The following is a 20,857-nucleotide window of genomic DNA, read 5'->3' on the forward strand; positions in this document are numbered from 1 at the left end:
CCACTCCTGGACGAGCTACAAATCATGCGATCTCGGGTTCTGCTCTTCGCACTCAGTCTCGCATTCGCGACAACCGCTCAAGCGGTCGAAATCGTGTTGAAATACGATTACGACACGCAGAACTTCTTTAACACGGGCTCCAGCAACGGACAAAAGGCGCGGGCCACGCTCGAAGCGGCGGCCGACTTCTACTCCGAGATACTCACCGACACGCTGGATCGTATCGAAACGCCCGATCCGTTCTACAGTCAGGCCTTCAATGGCGTCGCGACCTGGGAGTGGCAAGCAGGATTCACGCATCCTGGCACAGGTGGATCTGTCACGCTGTATGACCTAACCATTCCCCAAAACGAATTCTGGATCTACGTGGGGGCACGCTCTCTCAGCGGATCCACCCTCGGCTATGGAGGCACCAGCTCGCCCGGCTATAGCTACGGCGGCGATGGAGGTTTCTCCAGTTCCGAAATCAGCCAGATCAACAGCATTTCGGATGATTTTGTCGACGCGGTCACCACGCGGGGCGAGCTATCCGGCTACGTAAGCTGGGGTGGTTCGCTGACATTCGACAACGACACTTCGACCACCTGGAACTACGACTACTCCGTCAATCCAACATCGAATCAAAACGATCTGTACTCCGTGGCGATACACGAAATGGGCCACGTGTTGGGGCTCGGCACTTCGAGCCAGTGGACCGGATTGGTCGACGTGAGCAACAACGTTTTTACTGGCTCCAATTCCATCGCCTCCTACGGCACCTATCCACCCGCAACCACGGGGCACTGGGCCGATGGAACCATGAGTGTCCGCTACGGAACCAACGTGGCCCAGGAAACGGCACTCGACCCCACGCTTCGAAGAGGCGACCGCAAGCACCTCACCGATCTGGACGCCGCGGCGCTGAAGGACATTGGCTGGAGCGTCACTCCGCCCGACTTGAGCCAGCCGGGCGACTTCAATGGAGACGGGCAGGTCGACATTGCCGACTACGTCGTGTGGCGCAACAACCTGGGTAGCAGCAACGAGTTGGCCATTCATAACAACGGCAACGGCGGCGGTATCACCGCGGCTGATTACACCATCTGGAAAAACAACTTTGGACAGTCACAAGGCGCCTTTAGCGGCCTGGCCGGTCCAACGTCCGTCCCCGAGCCCACCGCACTGTCCATCGCGGTAGTGTGTTTCGGGGGGCTGTGCCTTGGCCGTGCTCGTCAGGGAAAACATTGAAAAACATTGTTTTTCTTGCCTCCCGTCGCCTGGGCGCTTAGTCTAGAGGCTCGAAATTGGCTCGCCTGGTCCCTGCATAGGGTTGCCTCTGGCCAGCGAGCCCGGCCTTGTCGACTGGGAGCTTCGGGGAATGGGATCGTTTCGCAGTGCACTTCGGGGGAGCCTCTGTTGGCTCGTGCTTTGTGGTTTCGCTTCGGCTGACAACGTTAGTTGGGACGATGGCGGCACTACCACCAATTGGTCGGATAACGATAACTGGTCGACCAATGCCAGTCCCGCGGATCATGATCTTTCGATCGGCGACCTGCCCGAGGCGGCGGATGTTTCGACCTTCATCGACTCCGACTTCAACATCGCCAGTCTTGCCCTTGCGGCCGGTACGGACGCCGATACCTCGGGCCACTTGCTAAGCATTGCAGGCACCGCCACCATCGATGGCGCTGGCACCACCCTGGTGGTGTCCACCCATAACGATGGCGCGAACAGCACTTCCGTCGCTGCCGAGTCGATGCTGCTCTCTGGCGGTGGGACACTCGCCATTGCCGGCGGTAAGCTGGTATTCGATGACGAAATCGACGGACCACCGAGTGTTGCTTCTCTCACCAATACGTCGGGCATGATCTCGGGCTACGGAATCATCCTGCTGCACGACGACCTGGGGCCCACGGTCACGACCACCCTGGTAAACGACGGCGCGCTGCAAAGCCAACGTCCCCTATCGGCCGGTGCAGGCGAACACTTTACGCTCGTCATCGATTCCAGCCACGTGAACCACCGCATCGACCTCGATGGCGCTAACGGCGCCGGCGTAGTAAACATCGGGGAGGAAACCACGCTGGAGCTGCAGGCTCAGGCCGCTACGTTCGGTGGCACGCTGAACTTCGCAGCGGGCTCCCTGCTCGAACTCGACGACCCCTTCACCACCAACGGCGCCACGGTGAACGTCGACGCCGGCGCTACCGGATCGGCCACCGTCCGCGGCTATCGCATCGGTGGCGACGAGACGCATACCACCCCCACTACTTACAACGTGAATTCGGGCAGCTTCGTTCACGAGGAGGGGTTTCACCTCAACTCCGCCTCGGTCGTTAATCTCGCGGCGAACACCACGCTGGTGTTTCAAAACAAGATTCCCGGTGGCGGGACCGTCTCGGAGATTGAAGGTACGCTGAATTTCGACGGCCCGGGCATCACACTGCTGGTCGACGAAACGTCGCTGGCGCTGAAGTCGCCGTCGTTCGATTGGGATGGCCCCGAGGACGTCGTCACGCAGGTTCAGTCTGGCAACTTGTACGTTCAGAGCGACGACATCTCGCCCGCCGAGGACGACGACTCTTACGATGGCACCCTCAACCTGATTGATTCGAACTTCTATCCTGAGACTCCTGGTGGCTGGGTGTTCGGGGGTACGATGAATCTCGACTCCAGTTTCTCGTTCACTCCGAACTCGACCATCGAGTCCGACGAAACGATGACCGTCGCTGGCGGCGTGATCCATGTCGCCACGGGTCTCAACGCTCTTCGCGCCCCCACGGTGTTCGCCACCGATGCCTCTGGCGGAACCAACATCGAAGAGGACGCCACGCTGCGTGTGGAGCGAGAAGTCACCTTCCAGGGAGGCAGTACCCACTCGGGAGAAGGAACGCTCGAGTTCCACGCGGCCACTTTCACGGTCAACGGCAACCAGGCGCTGGCCATGTCTCAGGGCCTGCTGAATCTGGCGGCCGACCCAACGGAAAGCGAAACGTGGCAGCTGAATGCCCGTTTGTCGGTGCAGACCAACGAGATGGACAAGTTCGGCAACAACACCGACCCGGTTGAAGATGCCATCTACATCAACGGTGCCGACGGTCAGTTGGCCGTGGATGTGTTCACCAGCAACCAATGGACGCTGGGCGAACAAGGGGCCATCTACGTCAACGGCACCGCCGGTTTTGCGAGTTCGCTATCTGGCGACGATGTGCTGGTCGAGGGGAGCGTGGTCGTCACCGACAACACCGAGTTCACCGCGCGGCTCGATGTCGCCACCGGCGGCACGATCAACATCAACACCCCGGGCGCCGCACTGCGGTTAGCGGGTGGCTCATCGGCAACGCCCAATTCCATCTCGGGTGGACACATCCAGGGGCCTGGCCAACTGCGGGCAACCAACTCGACCGGCTTGGCCGGCTACGGCGTTATCAATGCCGACTTGATCTTTGCGGGCAACGCCGACTTGCGCGCCAGCGGCGGAACTCTCATGCTGGGGGGCCAGGTGCTCAACGCCGATCGGGTGATTGCCGACGATGGCGCCACACTGCAGTTGAGCCAGATGCTCGACACGGCCAACCTATCCATCTTGGATGTTTCCGGCGGCACCATCGCCGGCGCCGGAATCGTCAACAACAACATCACGCTCGGACGCGGCGAAATTGCCGTCGGCACGTTCATTAACAACGGCACCTTGCACGCCGTGGGAGCGGCTGACGAAACGCTGGTCGTCTCTGCCACGGAGGGAATCGACCTCGATGGCGACGGCGCCTCGGGGCAAGTTCAGGCGACGTCCGGAAACCTCACCCTGGCGAGCGGGCTGACCGACGAGTTCGATGGCAACGCCTTCGTCGGCGCGGGGCGAACCCTGATGTTCCAGCAAGGTTGGATACTCGGTGCCGAGGCCACGCTGCAGCTCACCGGCAACGAAACCGATCGCGCCACGGTGCTGAGCGGTGGCGATGGCAGCGAACTTCGCGGCACCGTGGAAGTGAGCGGACTGGGACGCCTGGAGAACGCCACCTTCGCGGCCGACGCCAATGTGGACGTTCCTCTGGCCAGCGACGTACTGGAACTGGATGGCGACTCCACCATCGCGAGCGGCGCCACCCTCGCCGGGGCGGGCCTACTGCAGAATCTATCTTCTGGCACTTTGACGCTCGAAGCTGGCAACAACATCGATCTCGATCTGGATAGCGAAGGCCAACTGCACCTCGAAGGCCATTCGTCGGTGCGGTCGTTCACCCAAACCGCCGACGGTACGCTGCTGGTCGACATCCTGAATTCGACCGACTTCGGCCAACTGGAATTTGCCGACACCGCGCAAGTCGCCGGCCAACTACAGCTCGCCGTGGATGACAGTTACGTTGCTACGGAGGGGGACAGCTTCCCAATCCTGACCGGCAGCGACGGAGTGACCGGCACCTTCGACACGCTGGCCGACGAACTGCCCCGGCCGGGCATTGGACTGGGCTGGGAGTTGCACTACACGGGGGCCGATGTGCAGCTGCGTGTCATCGCCGTGGGTCTGCCCGGCGACTTCAACGACGATGGCACCGTCGACCTGGCCGACTACACCGTGTGGCGAAACCACCTGGGCGTCGCGGACGAAGGCCTCCTGGCAGGCAATGGCGACAACTCGGGAGTCGTCGACACCGGCGACTATCAAGTGTGGAAAACCCACTTTGGCGCGGACCAGCCATCCAACGTAGACCCCGAGCCAGTGCAGGTGCCCGAGCCCAACACCCTATCGCTGCTCGCAATCTTGGGCTGCAGACTACTGTTCTCCGCAAGAGTTTCTCGCAAGTGCGCATAGCCCTCTGCGAGGAAGTAGCCAACGGTTAAACTGACAGTTCGACCATCCGCCGTACGGCCATCGCTGGCCAAGGTCTTCCCATTCGTCGTCCGTGAACTGTCCCACCGCCTTATGCGCTATTGCTATCTTTGTGTCGCTACCTTGCTACTGCAATTGACAGTTGTCAGCACTGTTTGGTCGCAGTCTTACGTCAACGGCATCGACGTTTCGAGATGGCAGGGATCGATCAATTGGAACGCGGTCAACAACTCGGACACCGAGTTTGCCTTTATCAAGGCCACCGAAGGGGTCGACTAAGTCGATCCCTACTTTGTGCAGAACATGCAGAACGCCACGGCGGCGGGTCTGCTGACGGGGCCTTATCATTTCGCTCGGCCCGATAGTTCCTCGAACAACCCCTTGGACCCGATCAACGAGGCCAACGACTTCCTGGACGCGATCACGCCTTACTACGATACGGGCACTCATCTTCCGCCGGTGCTGGACATCGAGGTTTTCGGCTTCACGCCTCCGGGTAGACAGAGCGTGAAGAACTTCGTGTCGAACTGGATTCAGGACTTCAGCGACACGGTCTACGATTCGATGGGGGTGCGACCCATCATCTACACCGGCAAGTCGGCGGCCAACACGTACTTCACCGACCCGATTGCCTCGCAGCACGACCTGTGGCTCGCCTGGTGGAAGTCGAGCGGTACAGCTAATCCGCCCACGCAGTCCGACACGCCCGCCTGGAACACCTGGAAGTACTGGCAATGGACTGCCGAAGGCAGCGTGCCAGGCATCGGTGGCGATGTCGACCGCAATCTGTTCAATGGAACCCGCCAGCAACTCGAGGCCGAGTTGATTGGCCTCGGCACGTCGCCCGGCGGACCAACCATGATTGCCGACTTCGAGATCGACGAAGGCTACTTTGGCTCTTCTCCGTTGTACTCCGGATCGAACACTGGCATCGGCGATGCGAGCTACGCCGACCGCATTACCACCAAAGCGCACGAAGGCGCCGCATCGCAGGAGCTGTTCATCGATGGCGACGACGACGGCTGGTTCCTGCGACACGTTTCCGGCATCGGTACTCCCGCATCGCCCGGCTCGAATCAGGCCTTCGATACGACCGGCTACATCGGCTTCTGGCTCAAGACCGACGACGAGGATTTGTCCGTCCGACTGGCGATCGATGCCCCCGACACGGCCGATCGCGGCATCGCCAAACAGGTGATTGCCGACGGCAAGTGGCATCTGTACGAGTGGTCGCTGGACGACGACGACCAATGGGAAGCCTGGGCCAATGGCGATGGCATCATCGACGCGGCAACAGCCACCATCGACTCGATCCAGTTCTTTGGAACCGGCCAGGCCACGGTGTACCTCGACGCGGTGATGCACAACCCGCTTGGCAGCCTGCTGGCCAGCACCGACTTGCCCGGCGATTTCAACAACGATGGAATCGTGGACCTGGCCGACTACAGCGTCTGGCGCAACAACCTGGGCGCCGCCAGCGAAGACGTGATTGCCGAGAACGGCAACAATTCTGGCGTGGTCGATACCGGCGACTACAATCTGTGGAGACTGAACTTCGGGCACACGGCATCGCCGTCGAACCAGGCCACGGCTCAGTCCATTCCCGAACCTGCCGCGGCCACGGCCATGTTCTCGCTCGCCGCGTTAGGCATCTGCCTGTGGCGTACCGGTCGGCTGCAACGCGCCTAGTCGCTCGCCACAGCGACTGCAGTATTGCGCCCCGTCGTCCGCGGTATTGAACGCGCAGCGTGGACAGCTGCGCTCGGTACCCCGCAGTGCCCGCTGCTTCATCACTTCGGCGCTGAACAAACCGGTGGGAACGATGATGATCGCGTAGCCCAGCAGCATTACGAGCGAAGCAATCGTCTTGCCCAACGGTGTGACCGGAGCGATGTCGCCATAGCCCACAGTGGTCATGGTAACGATTGCCCAATAGACGCTGACCGGGATGTTGTCGAACCCGCTATCCGCGTCCGTCTCCACCAGGTACATCACCGAACCGAGGATGATAATGGTGCAGACAATCACCGAGATAAATACCGTGATCTTGGGCCAGGTGTGCTTGAGCGCCAGCAGCCACCCCTGCCCTTCCCGCACGTGGTGCGCGAGCTTGAGAATACGGAACACGCGCAACAGCCGCACCGTACGAATGGTGGCCAGCGACTGCGCCCCCGGAATGAGAATCATCAAGTAGCTGGGCAGCAGCGACACCAGGTCGACCACGCCGAAGAAGCTGAACACGTAGCGGCCAGGCCGATTGACACAGGCGAGCCGCGCGGCAAACTCCAAGGTGAAGAGCCCGGTGATAATCCACTCGACCGCTCGCCAGGTGTCGTACCAGGCTTCGGGTGCATCCTTATAGCGGATGCTCTCCAGCATCACCGCCACGACGCTCACCACGATGACGACCAACAGCCACACATCGAACCAGCGACCGGCGGGCGTGTCGTGCTCGAAGATCACCTCGTACCACTTACGCTGCCACCCGGCCGGCCCGGGACCGAGTTTGGGCCTTCCCTTCGATTTGTCGGCTGCCACATCGTTCATGTGGCAAGTGTAGCTTACAGGCTAACGGCCGACCAACGGCGATTTGGGGACGCCTGCTGCCGAATTCGTGGTTGGGGGGCTCGAACCAAACGTGGTACAATTGTCAGCAGCACTACAGCTCCTTTCGCCACCATGGCTACCAACTTGGCCTCTCCATGTCATCGCTAATTCCTTCGGCAGACACCGCTCCGCCCAGTATCCGCCATCTTCCGCTCGCCAAACGTGTGGAACTCTGGTACGAGTTAGTTGACGAAGCAGACGCGCTGGTCAAGGCCGGACTCCGTGGCCGCTTGAAATCCGAGGACGAGCTGGCGGCAGCGTATCGAGAATGGTACGTCCGCAAGATGGAGCAGCATGACCGCGATCAGGTCCGAATGCTGCAGCGTTTGGCCGAGCGCGAGGTGGGAAATGGCAGGTGAAGCTGTACGTGATGTACTCAACCATGTAGCGAACGCCCTTTCGACTCTTCCCTCCCCGTTCGCTCTCGCCGGTGGACTAGCGTTGGCCGTGTGGGGATACCCGAGGGCCACTCGCGACGTCGACTTACTCATTGGTGTGGAATCCAGTGAGTTCGACACACTTCTCACTACGCTCACCAGCCATGGCTGTCGACCGAAGCACACGCCACCGCTCATCCCAGTGGGACCGTACCATATTGCCCAGTTCCTATTTACCCCGCCCAATGAGTTCTACGACGTCCAATTCGACTTACTGCTCGCCGAAAATGACTTGCTGAAGTCTGCGTTGCAGCGAGCTCAGAAGCAAGAAGTTCCCGGTCTTGACCGTCCAATTCGGGTACTCTCCTGCGAGGATCTCATGCTGCTAAAGCTTCTGGCGGGGCGAGTGCTTGACTTGTCTGACGTCGCCATGCTGTTGCGCGAGAATCACGCAAGTCTCGATCATGCCTACATGGCGGTGTGGCTAGGCAAACTCAATCTGGAAGCCGCCTACGAAGAAGCAAGACAGTCAGCCTTCCCTGAAGAATAGTTCTCGCCTGCAATTTTGCTGAAAGAGCGTGTAGAAGACGAGCAGTCGTTCATCGACTTTGTGGTAGCTTTGGCGACCGATCGCGAAGACGAACAACGCAAGGAACAAACCGGAGTCACTGATGCCCATTACCATGAATGACCTCACGATCAGCCCCGACGGCGTCGACATGAATGCGATTCTGTCCGACTGGGAATGGGCGATGCCAGAACCTCTGCGTCCGATTCTCATAACTGTGATGGGTGACGTTTTTGCGCAAGGCACCTCTGGTAATGTGTACTTCATCGACACCGTCCAGGGAACGATTGAATCGGTTGCCGAGGATGGCTCGTCGTTCCAATCACTTCTATCCGATACACAATTCGTCACCGACCACATGTTCCCGTCACGCATTGTGCAGCTGCGGAATGCCGGAGTAACCCTGGAGCCCCAAACCGTCTACAGTCACAAGCAGCCATTAGTGCTGGGGGGCAATGACGATATAGAAAATATCGAAGCGACCAATGTCAGCGTCCACGTCAGTATCCATGGGCAAATTCACCGCCAAGTCCAAGACCTACCGGATGGCGCATCCATTGACAGCTTCACAATAGACTGAAACGCCCTGGGCTACGTCAAGGTTCGCGTAGTGCTTCATCAATTCACGTGCATCTGCGTGCATTCGCGGGCCACACTTTGCCTGGTCCATCGGTCGCAGGTTTGCCTGAAATGTCGGCTGTAAAAAATTCGCCGTTGATATCGCGCGCCAGTCTGGTCCAATAGAGTTGCGGCACTTTGTACCTGCCGTGGATCTTTGGCAATTTGTGAATGGGCTGTAGGCACTGGGGGGGTAAGCTATAAGCCAGAGGTTGGCGCTCGCGGTGCGCAGTTGGTGGGCGGTGGTTCTGTGAGGGAGCGCCCGGGGGTACTTCGCTCATTCGCGGAGCGAATGGCCACTATGGGGTTTTGGGCCAACCTGAACATGCGGAGAACAACGTGGTGGGTTTTGTCCCCTTCCTCGATTGGATTGATCGAGAAATACAAGGGTTTCACCACCTGGGGGGTGACCAAAACCACTGGAGTTTTGGGCCCATGGATGTAAATCCCCCGAGGTTGGCCCAATACGATGCTGGCCCAAAACGATCGGGTCGAGGTCCACCGTCTGGCGACGGTAGCTACGGTTAGGCGGAGCGCCACGCGCGTGCGCGACAGTCGACGGTTTACCCTACTACGCCGGCTCGTCCCGTTCTTCCTCCGCGCGGAAGCCGAGGTTGCCGTAGCGGTGGTAGCGGAAGGTGACCGATTGCTCGCGGACGTACCACAGCAGCTCCACCCGGCCGTGCGGTGAGACGGGCGCGTCGGCCATGTAAGTCATCACCTCGGCGGCGGCGGTGCGGATCGACTCCGGCACGCGGCTGGGATCAGCGTAGCGAACGCGGCCGACCAGTTCCTGGCCGATGATCTCGGCGAGCTCGGCGTCCGACTCTTCGACGAACTCAATGGCCCCGGCCCAAGTGTCGGTCACTTCGTCGAGTTTGGCGATCAGATCCCCCAGTGGAGTGCCTTCGTCGAAATGGGGCGAGCTCACCACCACTCGCGAACCGGCGGCCTGAGCGGCAGCGACGCGGGCAAGCACCTCGAATTCGGTATCCGACTCGTGCACGCGGACGCGCACCATATCCACCGGCAGGTAGCGGCGTTCGTTATCCTCGCCCAACAGCCGGAAGTGATCGTGCGTCTGCCCGAATTCCTCGCTTGCCCAGCGATCGTAGCTTGCCACGGCGGGCGCCAGCCCCAGCGAACCACTGGGGTCGAACGCTTCGACCAGCTCCGCCAGCAATGGACTGGCGATCTGGTGCGTCTCCGCAGTGTCGTCCGCGCCTTCGAAGTCCATCAGCTGCGCGACGTAGTTCGGACCGCCCGCCTTGATGCCGGGACCGACGTTGCTCTTGCCCATGCCGCCGAATGGTTGGCGAAGGACAATGGCGCCGGTGGTCGAGCGATTGATGTACAGGTTGCCTGCCCGGATTCCTTCGCGCCATTGCTGCTGTTCGCGATCGTCCAGGCTCTCGAGTCCCGATGTCAATCCAAACCCCGTGGCGTTCACCAGGTCGATGGCCTCGGCCAGGGTCCGCACGCACATCACGCCCAGCAGCGGGCCGAAGAACTCGGTGCAGTGCGTCAGCGAATCCGGCTGCACATCCCACTTTACGCCGGGCGAAACCAGGTGTGGATTGTCGTTGATGCCAATTTCCGGCATCACGGCCCACGATTCGCCCGGCTCCAGTTCCTTGAGTCCTTTCTCCAGCACGCCACTGGGCGGACGAATCAACGGCCCCACGCGCGAGGCCAGGTTCCAGGCACTGTCGACCTTCAGGCTCTCGACCGCGTCGCACAACACATCGCGGAAACTGCGGTCGTGGTACACTTCGTCTTCCAGGATCAACAGCGACGTGGCCGAGCACTTCTGCCCGCTGTGGCCAAAGGCACTGGTCACCACGTTCTTCACCGCCAGGTCGCGGTCGGCCAGGGCCGTGACAATCGTGGCATTCTTGCCGCCAGTCTCGGCCAGCAGGTTCATCCATGGATCGACTCGCAGCAGGTGCGCGGCGGTGTCGGTACCGCCAGTGAGCACCACCACGTCGGCCGCCTGGTGCGTAACCAGTTGTTGGGCGACACCTTCGCCGTGGGCACAGCCAACCAGTTGCAGTGCGGTCCGCGGCACGCCGGCGTCCCACAGGCACTGACACATTTTGTAAGCGATGAGCACCGTATCACTGGCAGGTTTCAGGATCACCGTATTGCCTGCGGCCAGCGCCCCGGCGACACCGCCGCACGGAATGGCCAACGGAAAGTTCCAAGGCGACACGACCACCACAACACCCTTGCCACGCGCTTGCAGGCCGGCCAGATCATGGAAGCTGGCGGCCGTCTGGGCATAGAAGCGGCAGAAGTCGATCGCTTCGCTTACTTCGGGGTCCGACTCGGTAAACAGCTTTCCGCCCTCGGCCATCATCACGCCCAGCAGATCACCCCGCCGCTCGGCCATGATGGCCGCCGCGCGGAACAGGATCTCCGATCGCTCACTGGGGCTGCGCCGACGCCAGCCGTCGACGTCTTCGGCAGCGGAGGTCATTGCCCGCTCGGCATCCTCAGGCGTCGCGGCGTGATAACGACCCACCACGAGTTCGGGACGCGAGGGATCGATGGTTTCGGTCACCGTGCGACCACTGGTGATCTCCTCCCCTGCAATCACCAGGGGCACCTCGCCTGCCTGATCGCTGTGGCGGGACTTCCACTGCGCGGTGATCGACTCGGCCCACTCGCTGTGCTGCGGCAGCGCCCAATCGGTGTTGGGTTCGTTCCGGAAGGGATATTGGGGGCTGGGCGTCGGGCCCTGCGGCACGTGGCCCAGCTTGCGGTGATCTTGCGTTCGCCGTGGCTGGCTGGAGAGTGTCTTGAGCTTGTCGAACGACTCGCAAAATTGCCGTTCGAGCCGCTCCCATTCGGTGGTGCCGACGCGGACGTTGAATGCATGGCGCAGGAAATTGTCGGGCCCGGTGTTCTCGTCGAGCCGACGGACCAGATAGCCGATGGCGCTGGTGAAGTCGTCCTGATGCGCGGCCGGGGCGTACAGCAGCAGGTTGCCAGCCAACTCGAACAACGCCCGCCGCTGATGATTGGCCATGCCCTCGAGCATCTCGAACTGCACGCGGTCGAGCATGCCCGCCTCGTGTGCAGCCACCAGGCCATAGGCCAACGTAAAGAGATTGTGCGATGCCACGCCCACGCGAACCACGTCTCGGTTCTCGGGCAACAGGGTCTCGTGCAGCATCTGGATGTAGTTGGCGTCGGTGTCGATCTTCTCCTTGTAGGGCGATTGTGGCCAACCTTCGATACTGGCCTCGACGCGTTCCATCTCCATGTTCGCGCCTTTGACCAGCCGCACGGTGATGGGTGCTCCGCCGGCGGCTACGCGGCCACGGGCCCACTCCAACAGTTGCTGCAGCACCAGCAGCGAGTCGGGCACGTACGCCTGCAGGGCGATACCGGCCTCGACGCCCGCCAGCCCCTTGCGGTCGAGCGCCTGCATGAACGCCGCGGCCGTCAGATGCATGTCGCGGTACTCTTCCATGTCGAGGTACACGAACTTCGGCACCGTGGTGCCATCGGCACGGGTGAAGGTGCCCCGCGCTGCGGCCCGGAACAACAGTTCGATGCGGTCGCACAGTTCGGCGACGGTCTGTTTGCGAGCAAGCGGCGTGATCTGCGAAAAGATGGTCGAGATCTTCACGCTGATCACTTCGATCTCGGGTCGCTGCAGCACGGCCAGGTACTTCTCGAGTCGCCGCCGTGCGTCGCGCTCGCCCAGCAGTGCTTCCCCCAGATGATTGACGTTCATCCGCACCCCTTCGCGACGCCGGGCGGCCAGATGTTTCTCCAGCAATTCCGGTTCTGCAGGCAGGATTACGTTGGCCGTCTCGTGCTGCATCTTCTCCTTCACCAGCGGCATCGCCACGCCGGGCAGGTACGCACCGAACGATTGGAAGCCGCGCAGCAGTGTGCGGTCGAGCGGACTGAAGAATCGCGGCACGCCCTGCACGTCGAGAATATGGATGAACTGATCGGCCGACCGCTGGGCCTCCCGCGAGCGGAAGGTCTGATCGGTCATCTGAGTGAGCGTTGCCTTGTCGTGAGGGCACTGGATCATGCGATCCAGTTCGGCCTGCTGCCTCCGCTCGGCGGGCGTCTGCAGGTCCTGGGCACGCTCCTGCAATTGCCTGGCAAGATAAACCGCTTTGGCGACCAACGGGTTAGCGTCGCCCGCAGCGTCGTGCTGGAATTCGGCCAGTATGGATTCAAGCTGGGGATTATTGGATGTGGCGGTGGTCATGCGAGCAGGCCGGGGCGTAGGAATGGATTGGGACGTGTCGAGCATCGCGCCTTACAGAAACGGCCGCCAGCGCAAGAAATCTCTCGCTCGCCATCCGTCGCTGTCTCACGCCATTTTCTCTTCGTACTAGCCCATTTGGGAAGGGCGGAACGGGGGGTTTTCCGGGCACCTGTGCGGGTTCGTGGATTTCTCTTGGTTGCAGGCGGATGGCCGCGTATTGATAATGCATAGTCACGTCCCCAATGCCGGAGAAAATGGCTTGCCCAACCAGTTGCCACAAATCGATTCGCACATCCGTGTGGTAACGCCCGAAAACATCGCGTTTGAGTATCGCGTGGCGAGTCCCTTCGAGCGAGCCGTGGCCTACCTGATTGACATGTTCATCATGGTGCTGCTGGTCCTGGCAGTCGGTTTTCTGGCTTTTCTGGTGTTTGGGTTCCTGGGCCTGGAAGAGGTCGGCCTCGGCATGGCGGCGATTATCCAGTTTACCGTCGCCTGGTTCTATGGCGGAGTTTTTGAGACCTTCTGGAGCGGCCAGACCCCTGGCAAACGCTCCATGGGGCTGCGGGTCGTTCGCGTCGATGGCAGCCCCATCAATGCAGGGCAGGCCGTGCTGCGAAACTTCCTCCGCCTGGTGGATGGGCTGCCAGCGCTAACGCTGGCGGTTTTCCCGGTGAGCAGCTACCTGGTCGGCCTGCTGACCACGTCCATGAACCGCCGCTATCAGCGACTGGGCGATCTGGCGTGCGGCACCATGGTGATAGCCGAAGACCGTTCGCGGGCCACGAAATTCAACGAGATCACCGACGTGATGCTAGGCCCCGTGGAAGATTTGTTGCCACCCGGCGCCCTGCCCAGCCGCACCTTGGCCAAGGCGATCTCGCAGTACGTCGAGCGGCGACGCTACTTCGGCCCCGAACGTCGTGCGGAGATCGCCGGTCATGTGGGCGAGCTGTTTGCCGAACAGCACAATCTGCCCGAGGGCATCGACTACGACATCCTACTGTGCGTTCTGTATCGCCGCGCATTCCTGAGTGCCAACCAAGAAGATGACATCGTCCTCGAACCACTATTGCCGGAAGGCCAGGTAGGCACGAACCCGGTGCTTGCCCCAGCACAACCCCGCGAGTTCGAACCGCCGAGATAAGCAGCGTCAGCGCGTGCTCGCCCACGTGTGGCCAGAAAACTAACCAGACAACAAGCAGCGGGCGACAGCCAACGGCCATGTCCGACTCCGCTCCAGAAGAGCAAATCAATCGGGGGACAATTATGAAGCACATCACATTCACAACTCGATGGAGGCCCACCCTTAGACGACCTGTCTGGCGGGTCGGGGCGGCCATCGGGATGGTGCTGTTCTCGATATCGATGGTCACTGCCGCGCCGACGGCCGAACAGGAAACGACCAGCGACGTCACTGCGCTGGAAGGCGAGACCGTGGTCGTCACCTTGAAGAGCGGCGTGGAGTACGAGGACTTTGTTGTCGATCGTGTGACCACTCACACCCGCACCGGTCAGCCGCAACGGTTGATCGGTCAGTTGGCAAGCAGCAGGCGACGGACATTCAAATTCGACACCATCGAGCAGATCGCCCTGGACGGAAAAGTGATGTTTCGCCACTCGGCATCGGCGACGCCCCACAGCGGCGAGTCGAAAAAGAGCAAGTCGACTGAAGAAACCAAGGAGGACGAAGCCGCAAAGCAGCACGAACTGTGGCTGGCGCGGCTACGGGCCCGTGGCGTCAAACCCTGGGACCCCTTAACCGAGGAGGACCACGCCAAGGCCATCGAGGCCCACAAACAGCGGTACCAGGAAGTGGCCAAGTTGCTGCCAGGTTTGCAACTCTACGAGACCAAACACTTCCTGTTCTGCTCGAACCTTCAGCCTCAGCAGGTCCGTGTTTTTGTGCAATCGCTCGATCGCATGTATAGCTGGATGCAGCACACGTACGGGGTCGATCCCGACCAGCCTGTGTGGCGTGGCAAGGCCTCGGTGTTCGCATTTGCACAGAAATCCGAGTTCGTTGCGTTCGAAAGCAAGTTCATGGAGAACGACTCCACCGGATTCGCCATGGGTTTGTGCCACCACGATTGGGACCGCAACGTGTGCGTCGCCTGTTACACTGGTGACGATCCCGACTACTTCGCGACCATCTTGGTTCACGAAACGAGCCATGGGTTTATTTTCTGCTACCAGACACGCGCCCTGGTTCCCAGTTGGGTAAACGAAGGAATGGCCGAGGTGATTGCGTCGAAGATGGTACCCAGCAGCCAGGGAGTGCAGCGCAAAGAGAAGAAATTCATCGAAAGCATGCTGCAATCGCCCCAACCCCGCCTGGGCGACGACTTTTTCTCCACAACCCAGAACATTCCCAGCGACCGCTACGGCAGTGCGACCAGCATGACTCGGTTTCTCATCCAGACCGATCAGGAGAAGTACGTGCGATTCATCAAGCTGCTGAAAGAAGGCATGTCCTGGGAGGAAGCCCTCGAGGCTTCGTACAATGCCAACAAACAGCAACTCGTTTCCGCCTACGGCCGCTGGATCGGAGTGCCCAACTTAAGGCCATGACGGCGCCAAGTTCGACCGCTGCCGGTCCTGCACCACCTCGGCCAGCTTGATACGATTCGAATTCACTCACTACGCCACGCATAGTTTCCCTCATGAAAGCCGCCGAACTTGTAGAATCGCGAATGGTCGACTGGCGGAAGCTGGAGCAAGCCTGCATCCGCCTGGAGACTGGCGGTCGCCGCGATCGCTTGAGTCCGCAAGCTCGAGCCCAGTTTGCCGCGGCCTACCGCGCGGCATGCGCCGACCTGGCGTTGGCCGATGCCTACCAACTGCCGGCCACCACGGTGCGTTACCTGCATCAGTTGGTGGGTCGAGCGCACAATCAACTCTATCGGAGTCAACGATTTGCCTACCGTACGTGGTTCGACGAAATCTTTCGCCGCGTACCACAGCGGTTGTTTCACGACGGCTACGTCCGCCTGGCGTTTGTCCTGTTCTGGGGCACGTTCCTGGTGTCGGCCTTCCTGGCCAGCAAGTGGACCCCCATGTACCAGTTCAGCGAAAACGTGCTGACGAGAGAGTACATCATGCAAATGGAGGACATGTACACCGACGCCCCCTGGGATGGGGGCCGGTCCACAGGGGCCGAAGGCTTGATGCTGGGCTTTTATGTCAACCACAACACGACCATCGGTCTGCGGTGCTTTGCGATGGGATTGCTGTTCGGCATCGGTGGACTACTGGAAACCATGCACAATGCCGTGGTGATTGGTGCCGTGTTTGGCCACATGACAACCGTACCACAGCAGGACAACTTCTTTCAGTTCGTCACCGCGCACGGTCCTTTCGAATTGACGGCCGTCGTGCTGTCGGCGGCGGCAGGCATGCGGCTCGGCTTTTCGCTCGTCAACACGCACGGCATGCGACGATTCGACTCCCTGGCGCTCGCCGCGCGGCAAAGTTTGCCGACAATGCTGGTGGCCGTAGCTCTGTTCTTCATGGCGGCCGTGATCGAAGGATTCCTGTCGCCTTCGCCGGCGCCCTACGCGCTGAAGGCGCTGGTGGCCATGATGTCGATGCTAATGCTGATGATTTACTTCACCGTCTTGGGATACTCGGACGAGCCCCCCTCGGATGATACCGAACTCGAAGCACTATTCTAGCAACCTTGAAACAGCCCGCTGGCCAATCGCCCCACCAAACGACATCCACCATCGCCTCCTGAGCTTCCATGCAACTCGATCAGACACGCATTGTGATTCGCGAGCGTCGCTTCGGCGAGATCCTGGGGCTTGCGCTGCAGGTCACGCGTGCAGGCATTCACTGGATCGCACCGCTGTGGCTGCTGGGCGTATCGGCATTTGCGGTGCTCAACGGATTTCTGCTCTATCCTACGCTTGTCGACGACCTGGACTTCGAAGAAGTACCGGTTCGCTATGGAATCCTGTTGCTCATACTCGTAGCAATCGAGACTCCGCTGGCTACGGCTCCCATCACGCTGTACCTGGGCAAGATGACCTTTAACAGTCCGTTTCAATTCCGCACCATGCTGGTGGAACTGATTCGCAGTCTGCCTCAACTGTTACTCTACCAGGTGGTGCTGCGGACGCTGTTGATGCCCTTTCTGTTGCTGCCGTACTGGCTGATGCCGTACCTGGGCGAGCTGATCCTGCTGGAACGCAACCCACTGACCGGTGGACGCCACCAACGTTTGACCACCAACCGCCGGAGCCGCAATCTTCACTCGAACAACGGCGCTGAGCTGTTCGGGCGGTGGGTCACCGCTGTGATCGTCGGTGGGGCCCTGACCCTGGCCCTGGGCTTTGGTATCGCAATCCTCGTTACGCAGATCGGCGGTATCGAAGTCACTCCTTTGATCCAGTTCCTGGTAGTCGGTCCCCTCTCCCTCTGGGTGGTGGTGGGGTGGATGGCCGTGGTACGCTTTCTTTCGTACCTCGATTTGCGCATCCGTCGCGAAGGGTGGGAAGTGGAACTTTTGATGCGTGCCGAGGCGTCTCGGCTGCGGCGACCTTCGTCCCTGGTGAGTGCTTGATGTCCGTCGCTTACATGTCCAGATTCCGCTCGAACTACCGCTGCATGGCGGTCGCGCTCGCGGTGTTGACGTGGTGCGCGATGCTGCCCCCGGCGTTTGCGGAGAGCGACTTCTCGGACGCCAACACCGCGATCGAGTCGGGCAAAAACTCGCTCTCCTCCGCACCCAAGATTCCGTGGTACGACTCGGAAACCGACGACTTTCGCGCAGCCAAGGTCGAGGTGCCTAAACCGCCCCGCAACAACCGCAGCAATTTCGACGGATACGACGTACTGCTGGGGCTGGGCTGGCTGCTGCTGGCAGTGCTGCTGGGGCTGTTGATCTACCTGATTGTGCGATCGTTCCTGCGGCGCGAGGTGGAGGAAAGCATCGTGGCGAGCGTAGCCCATGCGGGGGCCGATATTGCGCGTGTGGAAGAACTTCCCGTCGCGTTGAACAAGTCGCCAGCCGACTTTCTGGACGAAGCGCAACGCCTGTACTCCAAGGGAGATTTTGCCCAGGCCATCGTCTACCTGTTCAGCCATCAACTGCTTCAGCTCGACCGACGGCACTGGATTCGACTGGTCAAAGGCAAAACCAACCGGCAGTATCTCCGCGAAGTACGCCGCAGCGCATCGCCGTCGGCAGGCACGCTGGCCGATACCTTTTATCAGACCGTGCTGGTGTTCGAGGAAGTGTTCTTCGGCAAACGACTTCCGCCCCGCGAGACCATCGAAGGCGTGTGGCAGAAGATCGATCTGTTCGAATCGCTCGTAGGAGCGAGGGAGGAACAGGCCGCATGAAATCTGCTCGCACTCGCCACCTGCAACACTTTGGCCTGGTGCTCGCGACCTTGCTCGCGGCCATGGGCTGTAGCGACTACGTACCCTCGGATTACGGCCAGCGGGGCGGCCTGGGTGAAACCAGCCTGAACGGCACCCGCGTGCTGGGCGATATGTTCGAAGACGCTGGCCACCGGGTGCGCAGCTGGCGATATCTGTCGCCCAAGCTGGACAAAGCGGACGTCATCGTTTGGTTTCCGGACGACTTCAACGTACCATCGGAAGAGGTGGAATACTGGCTGACCGATTGGCTTACCGGCCAGAGCGACGATGGACAGCCCCGCGTGCTGATCTACGTCGGCCGCGACTACGACGCCGCGCCCGACTACTGGCAGCACATGCAGGGGCAAGCCCCCCCAGGGCTACAAGCGGAGTACAAACGGCGACTGTCCGAAGCCAAGTCCGATGCCCTGGCGAACCGCCCCCGCCCGCTCACCCGCAGCAAGACCGAAGACTGGTTCGAATACGACACCCAGCCGAAACGGGCCAAGGTTCAACAGCTCACCGGCGAATGGGCGGCCGGCGTCGATCCGGCGAAAACCGACATTGTCCATGAAACTCGGATGACCATCCCCGACCGCAACTTTCAGCCGCTGCTGGTCGACGAGACGGACAAGCCGATTGCCAGTGAACTGGTGTACGAGAGCAGCTACCCGAACCAACCGTTGCCGTCGGGTCGCTTGATACTGATCGAGAACGGCTCGTGGCTGCTCAACGCACGGCTGGTGAATCACGAACATCGCAAGCTGGCAGGCCACCTGATCGACAGCGTCGGTCCCCCCCGGCGCAACGTGGTGTTCCTCGAATCAGGCATCGACGGACCGCCGATCCGCGAGGAAGATCCCAGTACCCAATTGCCCAACGCCTTGGGCTTGTTTCGTATCTGGCCGATTGGTGCGGTGCTAACGCAACTGGCCGCACTGGGAATCGTGTTTGCCGTGATGCGGTGGCCCATCTTCGGTATTCCCAAGCGACTGGTCCGCAAGTCGCTGTCCGACTTCAGCAGCCACATCTCTGCGGTTGGCCGCCTGCTGGGCGACAGCCGTAACCGTGGGTACGCCGTACGGCTGCTCATGTTGTACCGTCAATCTCTCCGGCACGAATCGGTTGGCGGCACCGAAATCAGCCAATCCACGACGCCTCTCCCGCCACCTTCACCTGCAGATAGCGACTCGGAATGAATCAACCTCACCACTTCAATCAACCCAACTCCGGGCCCAACGAACCGACACCACCGGCAGGCGACTCGGAATTCGAACTCGAAGTCGTCCCCACGTCTGCGCAACCGGCCCAGACCGCCGCGGTGCAGCAACTGTACCAGCAACTCTGCAGCGAAGTGGGCAAAGTGTACGTCGGGCAGGATGAACTGGTACTGTCAACGCTGGTGGCCCTGTTCTCCGGCGGGCATGTGCTGATCGAAAGCGTGCCAGGGCTCGGCAAGACGCTATTCGTGCGCACGCTGGCCAAGGCGCTCGGCGCCAAGTTCGGACGCATCCAATTCACCGCCGACCTAATGCCTTCGGACATCACCGGCGCGCCAATCTTCAACATGAAGACGCAGGAGTTCGTCTTCCGCCCCGGGCCAGTTTTCACGCAACTGCTGCTGGCTGACGAAATCAACCGCTCGCCGGCAAAGACCCACGCCGCGCTGTTGGAGATCATGCAGGAACGGCGCGTCACGGTCGAGCGAACCACGCATCCGCTCGAACCACCGTTCCTGGTCATGGCTACGCAAAACCCCATCGAAAGCGAAGGCACCTACAACCTGCCCGAGGCACAGCTCGACCGCTTCATGTTCAAGGTACTGGTCGACTACCCCACGGCCAGTGAGGAAGCCCGCGTGCTGAAGGAACACAGCCGCCAGGTGCCGGTCGAGAAACGGCTGGAAGACGATGTGGCCACCGTCACAGGGCCAGAGCAGATTGTCGAAGCAACTCAACTGTGTGGCCAGGTATTGGTGGCCGATGAGTTAATCACCTACATCAACAACATCGTTCGCCAAACCCGGGCCTGGCCACAGTTTCATCTGGGGGCTTCGCCGCGGGCGGGAATCGCCCTGGTACAGGGCGCGCGAACGTTGGCCGCGTTCAATGGTCGGGACTACGCCATCCCCGACGACGTGAACGAAATCGCCCTGCCGGCACTCCGCCACCGCGTGGTGCTGACCGCCGAGGCCGAAGTGGAAGGCCACCAGGTCGACCAGGCCCTCCGCGAGATGATTCGTACCGTCGAAGTACCCCGAATGTAAAGCTCTT

14 protein-coding genes and 1 pseudogene are annotated in these 20,857 nt (G+C 60.8%); 13 read left to right on the top strand and 2 right to left on the bottom strand.

What is annotated here, in order from left to right; translation table 11 throughout:
- Positions 1 to 24: 24 nt before the first annotated feature.
- From NG895_RS13870 to NG895_RS13880, 3 genes and pseudogenes are all read left to right on the top strand, one after another.
- Positions 25 to 1,227, top strand: a complete 1,203-nt coding sequence (locus NG895_RS13870; RefSeq protein ID WP_252853106.1) for a matrixin family metalloprotease — start codon at positions 25 to 27, stop codon at positions 1,225 to 1,227.
- Positions 1,228 to 1,357: 130 nt separating this feature from the next.
- Positions 1,358 to 4,792 carry a beta strand repeat-containing protein gene (locus NG895_RS13875; RefSeq protein ID WP_252853107.1) on the top strand — a complete coding sequence of 1,145 codons (3,435 nt, stop codon included), beginning with the start codon at positions 1,358 to 1,360 and terminating at the stop codon, positions 4,790 to 4,792.
- Positions 4,793 to 4,945: 153 nt separating this feature from the next.
- Positions 4,946 to 6,499 (top strand): annotated as a pseudogene (locus tag NG895_RS13880) (GH25 family lysozyme).
- On the opposite strand, the gene NG895_RS13885 reads toward NG895_RS13880, so the two are convergent.
- Positions 6,455 to 7,357: an ion transporter gene (locus tag NG895_RS13885; RefSeq protein ID WP_252853108.1), complete on the bottom strand. Its 903-nt coding sequence runs from the start codon at positions 7,355 to 7,357 to the stop codon at positions 6,455 to 6,457. The pseudogene NG895_RS13880 and the gene NG895_RS13885 sit on opposite strands and share 45 nt — an antisense overlap.
- A 155-nt stretch (positions 7,358 to 7,512) precedes the next feature.
- On the opposite strand from NG895_RS13885, the gene NG895_RS13890 reads away from it, so the two are divergent.
- From NG895_RS13890 to NG895_RS13900, 3 genes are all read left to right on the top strand, one after another.
- Entirely contained in the window at positions 7,513 to 7,776 is a 264-nt protein-coding gene (locus NG895_RS13890; protein WP_252853109.1) for a hypothetical protein, read from the top strand.
- Complete coding sequence (locus tag NG895_RS13895; RefSeq protein WP_252853110.1) at positions 7,766 to 8,344, top strand: nucleotidyl transferase AbiEii/AbiGii toxin family protein; 579 nt, start codon at positions 7,766 to 7,768, stop codon at positions 8,342 to 8,344. The genes NG895_RS13890 and NG895_RS13895 overlap by 11 nt, the downstream gene beginning before the upstream one ends.
- 121 nt (positions 8,345 to 8,465) lie before the next feature.
- Complete coding sequence (locus tag NG895_RS13900) at positions 8,466 to 8,942, top strand: T6SS immunity protein Tdi1 domain-containing protein (protein ID WP_252853111.1); 477 nt, start codon at positions 8,466 to 8,468, stop codon at positions 8,940 to 8,942.
- 609 nt (positions 8,943 to 9,551) lie between these two features.
- Here NG895_RS13900 and NG895_RS13905 read toward each other — a convergent pair.
- On the bottom strand, positions 9,552 to 13,262 hold the full coding sequence (locus NG895_RS13905; protein ID WP_252853112.1) for a proline dehydrogenase family protein: 3,711 nt from the start codon (positions 13,260 to 13,262) through the stop codon (positions 9,552 to 9,554).
- 178 nt (positions 13,263 to 13,440) lie between these two features.
- On the opposite strand from NG895_RS13905, the gene NG895_RS13910 reads away from it, so the two are divergent.
- The 7 genes from NG895_RS13910 to NG895_RS13940 all read left to right on the top strand — a co-directional run bounded on the left by NG895_RS13910 (position 13,441) and on the right by NG895_RS13940 (position 20,850).
- Positions 13,441 to 14,364, top strand: a complete 924-nt coding sequence (locus NG895_RS13910; protein WP_252853113.1) for an RDD family protein — start codon at positions 13,441 to 13,443, stop codon at positions 14,362 to 14,364.
- A 122-nt stretch (positions 14,365 to 14,486) separates the two neighbouring features.
- Complete coding sequence (locus NG895_RS13915; protein WP_252853114.1) at positions 14,487 to 15,788, top strand: DUF1570 domain-containing protein; 1,302 nt, start codon at positions 14,487 to 14,489, stop codon at positions 15,786 to 15,788.
- 92 nt (positions 15,789 to 15,880) lie between these two features.
- Entirely contained in the window at positions 15,881 to 16,891 is a 1,011-nt protein-coding gene (locus NG895_RS13920) for a stage II sporulation protein M (protein ID WP_252853115.1), read from the top strand.
- Between the two features lie 68 nt (positions 16,892 to 16,959).
- Positions 16,960 to 17,781, top strand: coding sequence for a hypothetical protein (locus NG895_RS13925; RefSeq protein ID WP_252853116.1), 822 nt, complete (start codon positions 16,960 to 16,962; stop codon positions 17,779 to 17,781).
- Entirely contained in the window at positions 17,781 to 18,563 is a 783-nt protein-coding gene (locus NG895_RS13930) for a DUF4129 domain-containing protein (RefSeq protein ID WP_252853117.1), read from the top strand. Before NG895_RS13925 ends, NG895_RS13930 begins: the two co-directional genes overlap by 1 nt.
- Positions 18,560 to 19,783, top strand: a complete 1,224-nt coding sequence (locus NG895_RS13935; RefSeq protein WP_252853118.1) for a hypothetical protein — start codon at positions 18,560 to 18,562, stop codon at positions 19,781 to 19,783. The genes NG895_RS13930 and NG895_RS13935 overlap by 4 nt, the downstream gene beginning before the upstream one ends.
- Entirely contained in the window at positions 19,780 to 20,850 is a 1,071-nt protein-coding gene (locus NG895_RS13940) for an AAA family ATPase (RefSeq protein WP_252853119.1), read from the top strand. The genes NG895_RS13935 and NG895_RS13940 overlap by 4 nt, the downstream gene beginning before the upstream one ends.
- Positions 20,851 to 20,857: the final 7 nt, after the last annotated feature.

The sequence above is a fragment of the Aeoliella straminimaris genome (assembly GCF_024054565.1).
GTDB lineage: Bacteria > Planctomycetota > Planctomycetia > Pirellulales > Lacipirellulaceae > Aeoliella > Aeoliella straminimaris.